Raw genomic sequence first — 12,899 nt, forward strand, 5'->3', positions numbered from 1 at the left:
ACTGACTGTCTGATAAGGCAAGTTATCACCGGTCACTCCCACTTTTTAGCGACGCAAAAATACCCGGTTTCAGCGGCAGCCTGGTTATTGTATAATCCGCGGCCTTGTTTCCAGCTGTATCGAACCGGTTATGAAGTTTATCGTTAAAATTCACCCTGAGGTGATCGTCAAAAGTGAGTCAGTCAGAAAGCGTTTTACAAAAATCCTCGAGTGCAATATTCGTAATATTTTAAAGCGTCGGACTGATAATACGGCGGTATATAACCGTCGGGATCACATTGAGGTGACGTTAAAACAACCTAACGAGCGCCAATTGGTTTTGGATGTGCTGACCAACACACCAGGCGTGCAAACCGTGCTTGAGGTTGAGCAAACCCTGTTTAACGATTTACATCATATTTATGAGCTCACTTTGGCGGGCGTACGTCATCAAATCGAAGGCAAAACCTTTTGTGTGCGCGCTAAGCGTCGTGGGCAGCATGACTTTACCTCTATCGATCTTGAGCGCTATGTCGGTGGCGGATTAAACCAAGCCGTCCCGTCGGCCAGCGTGCAACTGAAAAAACCGGATATCACCGTGATGATGGAAGTGGACCACGACAAGCTCAACGTAGTGAAACATCGTCACGCAGGCTTAGGCGGCTTTCCGCTCGGTACACAGGAAGATGTATTGAGCTTGATCTCTGGCGGGTTCGATTCAGGCGTTTCCAGTTATTTGCACATTAAACGCGGCAGTAAAGTGCACTACTGTTTCTTTAATCTAGGCGGAAAATCGCATGAAACGGGTGTGCAGCAGGTGTCTCATTACCTATGGAATAAATTTGGCTCGTCGGCCAAAGTGAAGTTTATTTCGATTGATTTTGAGCCAGTTGTTAACAACATCCTGGAAAATATCGATAACGCGCAAATGGGCGTGGTGCTTAAGCGTATGTTTATGCGTGCGGCGGCCATGGTGGCCAAACGGTTTGGTATTCAGGCACTGGTGACCGGTGAGGCGTTAGGACAGGTGTCGAGCCAAACACTGACCAACCTGCGCATGATTGATAATGTCACCGATAGCTTGATTTTGCGTCCACTGATTAATTGGGACAAAGAAGACATTATTCAAACGGCGCGTAAAATTGGTACGGAAGATTTCGCCAAGACCATGCCTGAGTATTGTGGCGTGATTTCCAAAAAGCCAACGGTGAAAGCCGAAAAAGCTAAGCTGGAACACGAAGAAACCAAATTTGATTTTAGCTTGCTAGAACAAGTGGTTGATAACGCCACTGTGATGGATATCCGTGATATCGAAGCATTGAGCCAAGAAAAAGCGCCGGAAGCGGAGCTGGTTAATGAGGTAGAGAACGGCGCGGTCGTGCTTGATATTCGCAGCCGTGAAGAGCAAGAAGATAAGCCTCTTGAGATTGAAGGCGTCGATGTCGTGCATATTCCCTTCTTTAAACTGGCGACCCAGTTTGGCGACCTTGACCAAACGAAAACCTATTTGCTCTATTGCGAGCGAGGCGTGATGAGTCGCTTGCAGGCGCTGTATCTTAAAGATATGGGCTTTGAGAATGTCAAAGTGTATCGGGTGTAACGCAGGTTTTGCCGCAATAAAAACAGGCAGCCATTTGGCTGCCTGTTTACGTTTGAGCCTTGCATGAGCCTAGCCTTCTGTAAACTTTTTCTCATAATGCAGTTGAGGCAGAGGCATCATCGGCTCCGCGACTTGCCATGCCAAGGCTTTGCCGCCGAGCACGTGAACGATTTCAATCGCGAACTCCATTGCCGAGCCTGGCCCCTGACTGGTAATTAAACGGTGGTCATAATCGGTCATCACGCGGCGGCGGCTTAGCCATTGCTCTGGGATCTGATCGCTAACGCTCGGGTGACAACTCATGTGTGACTGTGGGAATAGCTGGTGGCGTTGTAGTACCAAAGCTGGTGCGGCACAAATCGCAGCGACCCACGCATTGTCGCTCTGTTGTTGTTTAACCATTTCAGTCACAAGGTTGCTGTCCCCCAAACACTGCGCGCCTTCAATCCCTCCGGGTAAGATCACACAGTCAAATGGTTGATCGGCCACCATCGCCAGCGCCGCGTCGCAAACTAGCTTCACGCCACGCGAGCAGGTTAGCGTCAGCGCGCCATCCGGATCAGCACTGGCCACAGTGACGTTAAAGCCGGCGCGCTTCATGACATCAATGGCGGTCACGGCTTCCATTTCTTCAGTGCCGTTAGCAATACAAATCAGGATGCGTTTGTCACTCATGATGATTCCTTATTCCCTATTCCTTTGTGCTTGTTGCATGGCTTGATAAAGCTGCTGGTGGTGTGGGGTTGAGATCTGGTGTGCCTGTGCGCGTTGTAACACATAGCCTGTAATGTATTCCAGCTCTGTGGAGCGCTGATAAAACACATCCCGATTCATTGAAGAGTAGTTGTCTGCGGTTGCCTTGGCGACTGTTTCCACACGTTGACGTACTTCGGTGGCAGAGGCAAGGATCCGCTCTGCTCGCATTACCGTGGCCAACTCTTGGCACAGCGCATCAATGATTGGCTCATAATCAAGCTTGAGCAACTCACCATTTTTTATCCCGTGTAAAGCGGTGAGCGGGTTGATGACGCTATTGACTGCCAGTTTATACCACAGCGATTCAATGATATTGGTTTGCCAGGTTGCTGTCGGCAAGGCATGATCCAACACATCGGCGAGAAACTGGCAGGCTTCACCGGCTTTGTTACCTGCCCCGAGCGCCGTGGGGCCATTGCCCGTGTGTTGATACTCGCCTGTTTCAGCACGAAATACACCTTGTGAGGTGGTTGCGAGTAGCAGCGGTTGGCTGGCTGGTAGAGAATCAATGAGCCATTGATGCGGTCCCATGCCGTTATGCATCAACATCACCATGGTCTCCGGCTCAAGATGAGTAAAGCACGGGGTTAAGGCTGCTTGCACGTCATAGGCTTTGGTGCATACCAGCCAAAGATCACTGTATCGAAGTACGTCTGGTTGATTGGCGGGCAAGGTAAGGGAGGCGCCGTCCAGGTTGAGCTCTCGCTGATGAGCGCTATCGCGGGTGATAAGATGAACGTGATGACCCGCTTGGCTTAATTTTACCGCCCATAAGGTGCCGATCGCACCAGCGCCTATCAAGGTGATCCGCATGACACTTGCCTATCGATGAAAAGGCCAGTGTATCACAGACAATATAGAGCAGGGAGCGAAGCGCCGGCAGGGACCGGCGCTGGATAGATTAGAACTTGTAAGTCGCGCTAAGGTAGTGAGAAATACCCGAGCTTTCAGTTGTACCGGCATCTTCAATTAAGTAGACGTCATTGTACGCTTTTAGGCCGTAACCAAGGGCGTAGTTATCTGAGTGCCAGTACAGGCCGTTAAACATCGCACCGCCATGGGTCGCCTGACTGCTGCCTTTAAAGGTATCGTCGGCACCGAATTGGTAATCGATATAACCTTGGTACGACAGGAAGCTGCCATTGTCGAAAAAGTGGAAAGGTTTAAACCAGTTAGTCGAGAACTGATAGCCATTCCAATCTTTTTTATTGATGTCATACAAGCCATAAAGGTTCATGCCCACTTTGCCAAACCAAGGTAGCTCAACATCGGCACCGATACCCCAGAATGAATTATTTGTGTCTGACTTACCGCCCCCCCAGTTAAACAAGGTCGAGAAGTAGACTTCTTGTACAGGGCCAAACGACAAGTCTTGTCCGGTGATGCCATCAATCGAGAAGCGTGGCGCCAATTTCATGAAGGACTTAGCGGCGTCTTTCTTATTGTTGTTGTCGCTGTCGCTTTCTGCCAAGTCAAAAATATCCACATAACCATAGAGATCGACCACGCCTTTACGGCCGCCAAACTCCATTTCTAGATAGTTGTGGTCTTTATCGGTGTCATCACCAAATTGCGGCTTTTCGTTAATGGCATACATGGCATTAAACTGAAGCCATTTATGATCATTTTTGTAAATGTCATCCGAGTAATCGGCGGCGTTGGCAACGGATACACCGCTGGCGGCGATAACGGCGAGTGCGAGTAGGGATTTTTTCATAGTGACTGCCTCTGCTGGGTCTTGTTGTTGCGCAGTGCGCATTGGACAGAGGCAGTATATTGATTAAGTTCACTATAAAGAATGTAATAAACATAGACACAAAAAAAGGCTGTGATCCGCGGCAAGTTGTAAAGCGTTGCATGACAGTTTTATGTGATCTTTGTTACTAAAACAATCACAGCGTCGCACAAAATTTTGCACTCCACTGTGATATGTCAGGGTTAGTCGCGACGGGAATCTAGGCAGTGTCCAGCACGCTTATCATTTTGTGACGGAGGTTGGCGAAAGTGCCTGCCAATATAGATCAGCATGACCAGTCCCGGGATCACCATTAACGCAGTTATTACGAAAAATGTTGACCAGCTATCGAGCCAGTCGACCATCATGCCACTGAATGACGCGACTGTGGTGCGACCTAAGTTCCCCAAGGACGCGAGCAGCGCATATTGGGTAGCTGAGAACGCGCGACCGGTTAAGAAGGTTAAAAAGGAGACAAACGCAATGGTGGCAAACGCTGAGGTAAAGTTGTCTACCAAGATGGCACCCAGTAGCAGATGCTCGTTGGGGCCGACCATCGCAATCCACGCGAACATTAAGTTGCTGGATGCCATGGCGACACCGCCAATAAATAGGCCTTTAATCACGCCAAAGCGCAGATTAATGTAGCTGCCAATCAGGGTGTAGACCACGGTGAGTCCCCAGCCGACCAGCTTGGAGTAATAGCCAATTTGCTCATTGGTAAAGCCGACATCTTTGTAAAACACGATCGACATGCGACCGAGAAAGGCTTCGCCCAATTTGAACAAAAACACAAACAACAACAGCGTGAGGGCCACATTGATACCGTTGCGACGAAAGAACTCGGCAAAAGGTTCCACGACGGTGACGGCAAACCAAGTTTGGAAGCCACTATAGCCTTGATTGAGGTAATGTTTGGTGGCCTTGTCTTGGCGCTGTTCGCGATCACTGACAGGCTCTTTGACATACAGGGTAGCCAAGATCATTAAGCCAACAAAGCCGGCCATAATCACATAGACTTGGTTCCACCCCATGGCATCGGCATTAATAAAACCGATATAGCCAGGCACGGAATAACCTGTCCACCAACCAATGACCGACATGGCCGAGGCGAGCGGAAACTTCTCGGTTTCGTGCTCGGCGAAGTTATCGATACGGAAGGCATCAATGGCAATATCTTGCGTGGCTGATGCGAGGGCGATAGAAAAAATCAATGACGAAAGGACCAGAGTGGTGACCCATGGGTCGATCGCTTGCAGGCCTTGCATGTTAACGCGAGACAAGGCCAAGGTGGCTAAAAGCATCAATGATTGTGTCACCACAATCCAGCTGCGGCGATGGCCGAGCTTCTTATTCAATACCGGGATCTTAAGCCTATCGAGCAGGGGAGCCCACAAAAAGTTGACGGCGTAAAGGACAAACACAGAGCCAAAAAGGCCAATGGCCGTGCGCGATAACCCCTCATCGGCGAGCCAACCATTTAAGTTGGAGCCAATTAATACCCAAGGGAAACCACTGCAGCACCCCATTAAAAAAACAAAGAGCAGGCGACGGTCGGCGTAGGCCGCCAAGGTCGTTTTTAGCTTGGATGACTGCATAGCAAAGGGCCTACATGAATACTAGGGTGACGACACACGGTCGATAGCGGTAATAATAATCGGTTGTTGAGGGACGTCCTGCATCCGTTTGCTGGGGATAGTAACGGTTGGCTGCTCGGTCATGGTCAAGATAGTGTTAAATCCTTCCACCACGCGGCCAAACACGGCATACCCCAGCTTGTTGGGGGTTGCATCTAAAAAGCCATTATCACTGACATTGATGTAAAACTGGCGGGTGGCAGAGTCCGGATCTTGGGTTCTGGCCATCGCGATAGTCGCGCGACGGTTACGCAGGCCATTACGCGACTCATTATCGACTGGCTCATAGGATGGACGGCGATTGAGGTCTTTATCAAATCCGCCTCCTTGTACGACAAAACGTGGGATCACCCGATGAAATTGGGTGCCGATGTAACTGCCATCCTCGACATAGCGTAAAAAGTTGCTGACCGTCTTGGGAGCTTTGTCCTCATTAAGTTGCAAGACAAAGTCTCCTTGGGTTGTTTCAACGGCTACCATCACATTGGCTTGCACTGGCGCAACCGCCAGTGCAAGTACCCATAAAAGTGCGCGTACCTTCATGATTAAAAGTGCGCTTTCATGTGATCAAGCAGTTGCTCATCATTGGCGATGTCTTGTAAGACAGCTTCCAGCAGGTTGTTTAATGCCATTTCGATATCATCAGGCGAGGCGCTGCTAACGCCGCTTTGGGTTGATTTGCCGGTATAACGTTTTACAAAGCGGCCATCGGGCGATTCAGCGACCAGTTGCAGCTGTACGGACGCTTCCATATCGTGCTTAAACACCGTGTGTTTTACACGAACTAACGCGTCGAGAATATCTAAACGTAGCATGCCAGGGCCGTTCGCCACGACGCGGAACCCTTGTGCAGAAAGCTGGCGTGAAAGTGTGTCTTCAAGAACCACGCGCAAGTTTTGGCTGGCATGTAAAGGTTTGACATTGGAGCGACCGCTATCAATCACCGCGACGAACTGAGCCGTCCGTAAGTCCTTACTCTTTACCACCACAGGAAGATTGTTGACCTGTTGCTGATTGGATGACGCTGGAGACGGTGCAATCGTTAGTTGTGGCTCGCGAGGTGTTGAGCAGCCCGCTAGGACTAGCACAGCGGCGGCAATAATCAGTTTCTTCATGGGGTTCAGCATCCTTTTGTTAAAATTGGGCGTTGACTGCCTTGAGAATAACGAATTTTTTATTTGACGCAACGACAGTCACGTTACCAAAAAGACGTTTTAGCTTAGTATGATAGCCAAGATGACGATTGCCAATGACTAAAAGCGCACCATTCGTGGTCAGAACACGTTTTGCGTCACAAAACATTTGCCAAGCAATGTGATCAGTGATGGTTTGTTGCTGGTGAAAGGGTGGGTTACATAACACTAGGTCAATATCTGTGGGTTCAAAACCGGTAAGGCAATCTCGTGCTTCACATTGGAAACGGCGCGCGTCAATACCATGGCTTTCAAGGTTGTGTTKYGCRCTGGCGACGGCCATATGGCTTTCATCGACCGCATAAATGTATGCCTGTGGGTTGGTACGTGCCGCCTGCAGGGCAAGCACACCATTACCACAGCCTAAATCCACTATTTTTCTTTCGTCGCGCGAACTTGGGATTTGCGGAAGCATTAAGTAAGCCGCGATATCCAGCTTTTTGGCGGAAAAAACATTGGGCCAATTAGCCAAGCGCATCGAAAACTCAGGCACATCGACATAGCTAAGTGGCTCGGTTGGCTTTTGAGTCTGGGCGTTAGCGGTAACAAAAATCAAGCGCGCTTTTTTCTTTGCCAACGAGGTGGTGGTTGCCCCAAGCCAGTGCTCAAACTGATTCAGCGTAGAGGTATGGATCTCTTTTGCCTTGGCACCGGCGAGGATGCGTGTGGCCGGTGTCGTCACAGAAGCCAGTTGCTGAAGTTGCCATGCCAACATTTTACTGCTTTTAGGCACCCGCATGAGCACCGCATCAAACCGTTTAGGCAGTGGTTCCGTACTCTTTACCAGCTCAATGTCTGGAAGCTGGTTTTGGCGAAGATTCTCGAGGGTTGCTTGTTGTGACACCACGGAGTCGCTGACGGAGACCACGTCACAACCCAGCGCGCTTGCCCAACAACTCAACGCGCCAAATTGCTCATTGAGAATTAAAACCCGATCGCCGGCCTCAAGTTGCCAGGTGCTAGCGTGCTCAATGATATATTCATCTGCCGCATCAAAGGCCTGGAGCGTTTCATTTTTTCGGCGCGGGTAGCGGTGTAGTGTCAGGGGAGATTCGCCGCTTGGGGTTGCAAGTTCTGTTTTCATGGGAGCGTTTGCGTCGGAGGTCACAGACTGCGTATATTGTCGCACTCACACCACAACTGCAATTCAAACTCGGTGCGTATGCCATTAATGATGACGTGATCAGGCTATTGAATTCGCAATTTTATCGATAACGACTAAGATCTGGGCAACTTGCCCTTAATAGGTTGGGGAAGCCATGAAAATTCAAACGCAAATTACAGAGAAACTGGCACACGCTTTTGCGCCTGTTCATCTTGATGTCCGCAATGAAAGCTATATGCACAATGTGCCCGAAGGCGCAGAGAGTCATTTCAAGGTTGTCGTAGTGTCAGATGAGTTTGAAGGTAAGCGTTTAATACAGCGTCATCGTGCTATCAATACCACCTTGGCGGACGAGCTTGCCAATGATATTCATGCATTGGCTATTCATACTTACACCCCAGAAGAGTGGCAAGAGCAGGCGCAAGCACCAGATTCGCCAGCATGCCGCGGTGGCGGTTTGAAATAATGGTTAGCCAATATGCTTAGGCGTGTTGATTCTTCACGTTATGGCAACAAATTCTTACATAAAGTCATCGGTGGCGATCGTGTTAACGCGCCCCTTGGCACACAACGCTAAGGGCGTGTGGTCGGGGAACGTAACCTTAAGGCGAGCAAAAAAACAACAGTAAAATTGTGAGCTTACAACGAGCATTGTTTGAACAGGTATGCATAATTGCCACGCCCTAGTGACAATACCCATAGAATCAATACTGGGGTTAGTGATAGAATGCCGTGCTTAAAGACTAACCTAGGCTACCTTTGTGTAACGTTATGGTTAGCAGGATGTTGCGACGGTGCGCCATCAGGCCACCATACAGTCGAAAGTCGTGTCTTTAACTGCGCAATAACAGAATTCTTTTTCCCGTTAATGTAGTGCAAGTGCGTATGATTACAATAAAAAAGGGTTTGGATATCCCCATTGCTGGGACTCCTGCTCAGGTGATAAATGATGGCCCAGCTGTCAAGAAAGTCGCCTTGCTTGGCGAAGAGTACGTTGGAATGCGCCCCACGATGCATGTGCGAGTGGGTGATGTGGTGAAAAAAGGCCAGGGTCTTTTCGAAGATAAGAAAAACCCAGGTGTGGTATTTACTGCTCCAGCAGCTGGTAAAGTGGTTGAAGTCAACCGCGGTGCCAAACGTGTTCTTCAGTCTGTCGTCATAGAAGTCGATGGCAACGAGCAAGTGACATTCAACAAGTACGAAGCCTCGCAATTGGCCTCCATTGAGCGTCAAGCGCTGGTTGATCAATTGGTTGAATCGGGGATGTGGACTGCGCTCCGCACGCGCCCGTTTAGCCGTTCGCCCGCTATTGATGCGTTGCCGGAAGCTATTTTTGTAAATGCAATGGACACCAATCCGCTCGCCGCGGATCCGAAGGTGATCATTGATGAGCAAAAAGAGGCATTCGTTGCAGGTCTTGATGTACTCTCCCGATTAACTGACAAAAAAGTGTTTGTCTGTAAGGCGGATGTTGAGTTACCCACCAGTCAGCAACCTAACGTTGAACAACATGTCTTCGCTGGTCCTCACCCAGCAGGCTTAGTTGGCACCCATATCCACCACTTGCGCTCAGCAAGCATGGAGAAAAAGGTGTGGCATCTGAACTACCAAGATGTGATTGCGTTTGGCCACTTGTTCCTTACCGGTGAAATCAACACTGACCGTGTGGTGTCATTGGCAGGCCCGATGGTTAACAAGCCACGCTTGGTGCGCACGCAGTTAGGCGCGAACCTTGATGAGTTGACTGATGGCGAGCTAATGGCGGGTGAAAGCCGTGTTATTTCTGGCTCTGTGCTCTCGGGAACCAAAGCCTCTGGCCCGCATGCTTATTTGGGTCGCTTCCACCTGCAAGTGTCTGTATTGCGTGAAGGCAACGAAAAAGAGCTGTTTGGTTGGTTGTCGCCAGGTAAAAACCGCTTCTCGGTGACGCGTGCCTACTTTGGCCACCTATTCAAAGGCCAACTTTTCAATTTGACCACCTCGACCAACGGCAGTGATCGTTCCATGGTACCAATCGGTAATTATGAGCGAGTAATGCCACTAGATATCGAGCCAACAATGCTGCTGCGTGATATCTGTGCTGGCGATACAGATAGCATGCAACAGCTGGGCGCGCTGGAGTTAGATCCTGAGGATTTGGCCCTTTGTACCTTTGTCTGCCCAGGCAAGTACGAGTACGGACCAATGCTCCGCGAGAGCCTAGAAAAGATTGAGAAGGAAGGGTAACAGATGAGCCTTAAAAATTTTCTAGAGCAAATCGAGCCACACTTTGAGCCAGGCGGCAAACATGAAAAATGGTTTGCCCTGTACGAAGCGGTCGCCACCATTTTGTACACCCCGGGTATGGTGACCAAAGCCGGCGCGCATGTACGTGACAGCATCGATTTGAAACGCATCATGATCATGGTGTGGTTTGCCGTGTTCCCTGCGATGTTCTGGGGCATGTATAACACCGGTAACCAAGCCATCATGGGCCTGAACCATTTATATGAAGGCGCACAGCTTGCGCAAATCATTGAAGGGAACTGGCACTATTGGCTGACGGAGTCAATTGCGGGGCCGCTAACCGCCGCGGGGTGGGGAACCAAAACCATTCTAGGCGCGACCTACTTCCTACCGATTTACGCCACTGTGTTCATTGTGGGTGGTTTCTGGGAAGTATTGTTCTGCATCGTACGTAAGCACGAAGTCAACGAAGGCTTCTTCGTCACCTCGATTCTTTTTGCACTTATCGTGCCGCCAACCTTGCCATTGTGGCAGGCTGCACTGGGTATCACCTTTGGTGTGGTGGTTGCGAAAGAAATCTTCGGTGGCACAGGGCGTAACTTCTTAAATCCTGCGCTTGCCGGACGTGCGTTCTTGTTCTTTGCGTATCCCGCGCAGATCTCAGGCGATCTGGTGTGGACAGCTGCAGACGGTTACTCAGGCGCAACGGCACTGAGCCAATGGTACTCAGGCGGTGAACAAGCACTGCAACACAATGTCACTGGACAAACGATGTCTTGGATGGATGCCTTTCTCGGTAATATTCCAGGCTCTATCGGTGAAGTATCAACCCTTGCCATCTTGATTGGTGGTGCGGCCTTGGTGTACATGCGCATTGCCTCATGGCGTATCATTTTGGGCACGTTCGCCGGCATGGTCGTGGCATCAACCTTGTTTCAGTTGATTGGTTCTGACACTAATCCGATGTTTAGCATGCCTTTTTACTGGCACTTGGTGCTGGGTGGTTTTGCATTCGGCATGATGTTTATGGCAACGGATCCCGTTTCAGCCGCGTTTACTAACAAAGCGAAGTGGTGGTACGGCGCATTGATCGGTGCCATGGCTGTGATCATTCGCGTGGTCAACCCAGCATATCCTGAAGGCATGATGCTGGCGATCCTGTTCGCTAACCTGTTTGCACCTCTGTTCGATAACTTGGTGATTCAGGGCAACATCAAACGGAGACTGGCTCGTAATGGCAAGTAGTAACGATAGTATTAAGAAGACGCTGATCGTTGTTATCGCGTTGAGCTTGGTRTGCTCAATCGTGGTGTCCGGTGCAGCGGTAGCGTTACGTCCTTTGCAGCAGATGAACGCAAAGCTAGACGTACAAAAGAACATCCTCTCGGTTGCCGGCATTGAGGTGTCGGGCGGTAAGAGTGCGATCAAYGATGCTTAYAACAAGTACATTGAACCGCGCCTGGTTAGCTTGGAGAAAGGCGACTTTGTTAGCCCTGACGCGGCCAACGTCGAAGAAGTTGCTGACTACGACCAACGTGAAGCGGCCAAAGACCCTGGGATGTCGAAAAAACTCAGTAGTGAAGAAAATATTGCTGGTTTTGGCCGTCGTGCCGATATCGCAAAAATCTACTTGGTGAAAAACGACTCAGGTGATTTACAACGCCTCATCCTGCCCGTTAAAGGCTCTGGCCTATGGAGCATGATGTATGCGTTTGTCGCGGTCGAACCGGATGGCAATACGGTGGCCGACATCGTCTATTACGAGCAAGGGGAAACTCCTGGCTTGGGCGGCGAAGTTGAAAACCCGAAATGGCGCGCGAAGTGGGATGGCAAAAAGCTATTCAACGATCAAGGCGAGCCAGCTATTAAGGTTGTTAAAGGTGGAGCACCGAGTGATAGCGAGCACGGTATTGACGCGCTATCGGGTGCAACCCTGACCAGTAACGGTGTAGAGAAACAATTTGATTTCTGGCTAGGTGATTTGGGCTTTGGTCCATTCTTAGCAAAAGTTCGTGAGGGAGGCCTGACCAATGGCTGAAACGAAAGAACTGAAGAAAAATCTGCTGTCGCCGGTGCTAGACAATAACCCGATTGCCCTTCAGGTTCTCGGTGTATGTTCGGCGCTTGCGGTGACCACGCAGATGCAAACAGCCTTTGTTATGACCTTGGCGGTTATGTTTGTTACCGCGATGTCTAACTTATTCGTATCGCTGATTCGTAATCATATCCCTAACAGTGTACGTATTATCGTGCAAATGGCGATCATCGCGTCATTGGTTATCGTGGTTGACCAGACACTGAAAGCCTTTGTTTACGATATATCCAAGCAGCTGTCGGTATTCGTTGGTCTTATCATTACCAACTGTATCGTGATGGGGCGCGCGGAAGCGTATGCGATGAAATCGTCGCCGCTGCCGTCATTTATCGATGGTTTAGGTAACGCATTGGGTTATGGTTTCGTTCTGATGACGGTTGCCTTCTTCCGTGAGCTGCTCGGCTCAGGCTCTGTCTTTGGCGTGTCTATCCTGCCTGTGGTCAGTGAAGGGGGTTGGTATCAACCAAACGGTATGATGCTGCTGGCCCCATCTGCATTCTTCCTAATCGGCTTTTTGATTTGGATTGTGCGTACCTTCAAACCAGAACAAGTTGAAGCGAAGGAGTAACAGCA

At 49.8% G+C, this 12,899-nt stretch carries 13 protein-coding genes; 6 read left to right on the forward strand and 7 right to left on the reverse strand.

All coding sequences use genetic code 11. The features are described from left to right. Window positions 1-130 precede the first annotated feature (130 nt). A complete protein-coding gene (thiI, locus tag BZG73_RS09300) occupies window positions 131-1,579 on the forward strand; it encodes a tRNA uracil 4-sulfurtransferase ThiI (RefSeq protein ID WP_077668151.1) in 1,449 nt (482 codons plus the stop codon). A 69-nt stretch (window positions 1,580-1,648) separates the two neighbouring features. Here the strand turns inward: thiI and BZG73_RS09305 are convergent, their stop codons facing one another. From BZG73_RS09305 to BZG73_RS09335, 7 genes are all read right to left on the reverse strand, one after another. Further along, entirely contained in the window at window positions 1,649-2,254 is a 606-nt protein-coding gene (locus tag BZG73_RS09305; RefSeq protein ID WP_077638632.1) for a DJ-1 family glyoxalase III, read from the reverse strand. A 9-nt stretch (window positions 2,255-2,263) separates the two neighbouring features. Next, window positions 2,264-3,148: a 2-dehydropantoate 2-reductase gene (locus BZG73_RS09310; RefSeq protein WP_077668152.1), complete on the reverse strand. Its 885-nt coding sequence runs from the start codon at window positions 3,146-3,148 to the stop codon at window positions 2,264-2,266. 88 nt (window positions 3,149-3,236) lie between these two features. Then, window positions 3,237-4,052, reverse strand: coding sequence for a nucleoside-specific channel-forming Tsx family protein (locus BZG73_RS09315; protein WP_046073870.1), 816 nt, complete (start codon window positions 4,050-4,052; stop codon window positions 3,237-3,239). A gap of 221 nt (window positions 4,053-4,273) precedes the next feature. Continuing rightward, window positions 4,274-5,668, reverse strand: a complete 1,395-nt coding sequence (locus BZG73_RS09320) for an AmpG family muropeptide MFS transporter (RefSeq protein ID WP_077668153.1) — start codon at window positions 5,666-5,668, stop codon at window positions 4,274-4,276. A 21-nt stretch (window positions 5,669-5,689) separates the two neighbouring features. Beyond that, a complete protein-coding gene (locus BZG73_RS09325; protein WP_077668154.1) occupies window positions 5,690-6,250 on the reverse strand; it encodes a peptidylprolyl isomerase in 561 nt (186 codons plus the stop codon). Window positions 6,251-6,252: 2 nt separating this feature from the next. Beyond that, entirely contained in the window at window positions 6,253-6,822 is a 570-nt protein-coding gene (locus tag BZG73_RS09330) for a YajG family lipoprotein (protein ID WP_046073758.1), read from the reverse strand. A 19-nt stretch (window positions 6,823-6,841) separates the two neighbouring features. Beyond that, on the reverse strand, window positions 6,842-7,984 hold the full coding sequence (locus BZG73_RS09335) for a methyltransferase (protein ID WP_077668155.1): 1,143 nt from the start codon (window positions 7,982-7,984) through the stop codon (window positions 6,842-6,844). Window positions 7,985-8,159: 175 nt separating this feature from the next. Between BZG73_RS09335 and bolA the strand changes: the two genes are divergently transcribed. From bolA to BZG73_RS09360, 5 genes are all read left to right on the forward strand, one after another. Then, window positions 8,160-8,471: a transcriptional regulator BolA gene (gene bolA, locus BZG73_RS09340; protein WP_077578618.1), complete on the forward strand. Its 312-nt coding sequence runs from the start codon at window positions 8,160-8,162 to the stop codon at window positions 8,469-8,471. Between the two features lie 419 nt (window positions 8,472-8,890). Then, a complete protein-coding gene (locus BZG73_RS09345) occupies window positions 8,891-10,231 on the forward strand; it encodes a Na(+)-translocating NADH-quinone reductase subunit A (protein ID WP_077668178.1) in 1,341 nt (446 codons plus the stop codon). Between the two features lie 3 nt (window positions 10,232-10,234). Beyond that, window positions 10,235-11,476 carry an NADH:ubiquinone reductase (Na(+)-transporting) subunit B gene (locus BZG73_RS09350; RefSeq protein ID WP_077668156.1) on the forward strand — a complete coding sequence of 414 codons (1,242 nt, stop codon included), beginning with the start codon at window positions 10,235-10,237 and terminating at the stop codon, window positions 11,474-11,476. Continuing rightward, window positions 11,466-12,269 (forward strand): Na(+)-translocating NADH-quinone reductase subunit C, encoded by an 804-nt coding sequence (locus BZG73_RS09355; RefSeq protein WP_077668157.1) that lies wholly within the window; start codon window positions 11,466-11,468, stop codon window positions 12,267-12,269. The genes BZG73_RS09350 and BZG73_RS09355 overlap by 11 nt, the downstream gene beginning before the upstream one ends. After that, window positions 12,262-12,894 (forward strand): NADH:ubiquinone reductase (Na(+)-transporting) subunit D, encoded by a 633-nt coding sequence (locus BZG73_RS09360; protein WP_077456976.1) that lies wholly within the window; start codon window positions 12,262-12,264, stop codon window positions 12,892-12,894. Before BZG73_RS09355 ends, BZG73_RS09360 begins: the two co-directional genes overlap by 8 nt. The last annotated feature ends 5 nt before the right edge of the window (window positions 12,895-12,899 follow it).

The organism is Salinivibrio siamensis (assembly GCF_001996005.1).
GTDB classification, from domain to species: Bacteria; Pseudomonadota; Gammaproteobacteria; order Enterobacterales; family Vibrionaceae; genus Salinivibrio; species Salinivibrio siamensis.

What these genes read in the sequence shown, in the direction of transcription:
- bolA (WP_077578618.1), top strand. Translation starts at nt 8,160, where the DNA reads ATGAAAATTCAAACGCAAATTACAGAGAAACTGGCACACGCTTTTGCG.
- BZG73_RS09330 (WP_046073758.1), bottom strand. Translation starts at nt 6,822, where the DNA reads ATGAAGAAACTGATTATTGCCGCCGCTGTGCTAGTCCTAGCGGGCTGC.
- BZG73_RS09305 (WP_077638632.1), bottom strand. Translation starts at nt 2,254, where the DNA reads ATGAGTGACAAACGCATCCTGATTTGTATTGCTAACGGCACTGAAGAA.
- BZG73_RS09325 (WP_077668154.1), bottom strand. Translation starts at nt 6,250, where the DNA reads ATGAAGGTACGCGCACTTTTATGGGTACTTGCACTGGCGGTTGCGCCA.
- BZG73_RS09310 (WP_077668152.1), bottom strand. Translation starts at nt 3,148, where the DNA reads ATGCGGATCACCTTGATAGGCGCTGGTGCGATCGGCACCTTATGGGCG.
- BZG73_RS09315 (WP_046073870.1), bottom strand. Translation starts at nt 4,052, where the DNA reads ATGAAAAAATCCCTACTCGCACTCGCCGTTATCGCCGCCAGCGGTGTA.
- thiI (WP_077668151.1), top strand. Translation starts at nt 131, where the DNA reads ATGAAGTTTATCGTTAAAATTCACCCTGAGGTGATCGTCAAAAGTGAG.
- BZG73_RS09360 (WP_077456976.1), top strand. Translation starts at nt 12,262, where the DNA reads ATGGCTGAAACGAAAGAACTGAAGAAAAATCTGCTGTCGCCGGTGCTA.
- BZG73_RS09345 (WP_077668178.1), top strand. Translation starts at nt 8,891, where the DNA reads ATGATTACAATAAAAAAGGGTTTGGATATCCCCATTGCTGGGACTCCT.
- BZG73_RS09320 (WP_077668153.1), bottom strand. Translation starts at nt 5,668, where the DNA reads ATGCAGTCATCCAAGCTAAAAACGACCTTGGCGGCCTACGCCGACCGT.
- BZG73_RS09350 (WP_077668156.1), top strand. Translation starts at nt 10,235, where the DNA reads ATGAGCCTTAAAAATTTTCTAGAGCAAATCGAGCCACACTTTGAGCCA.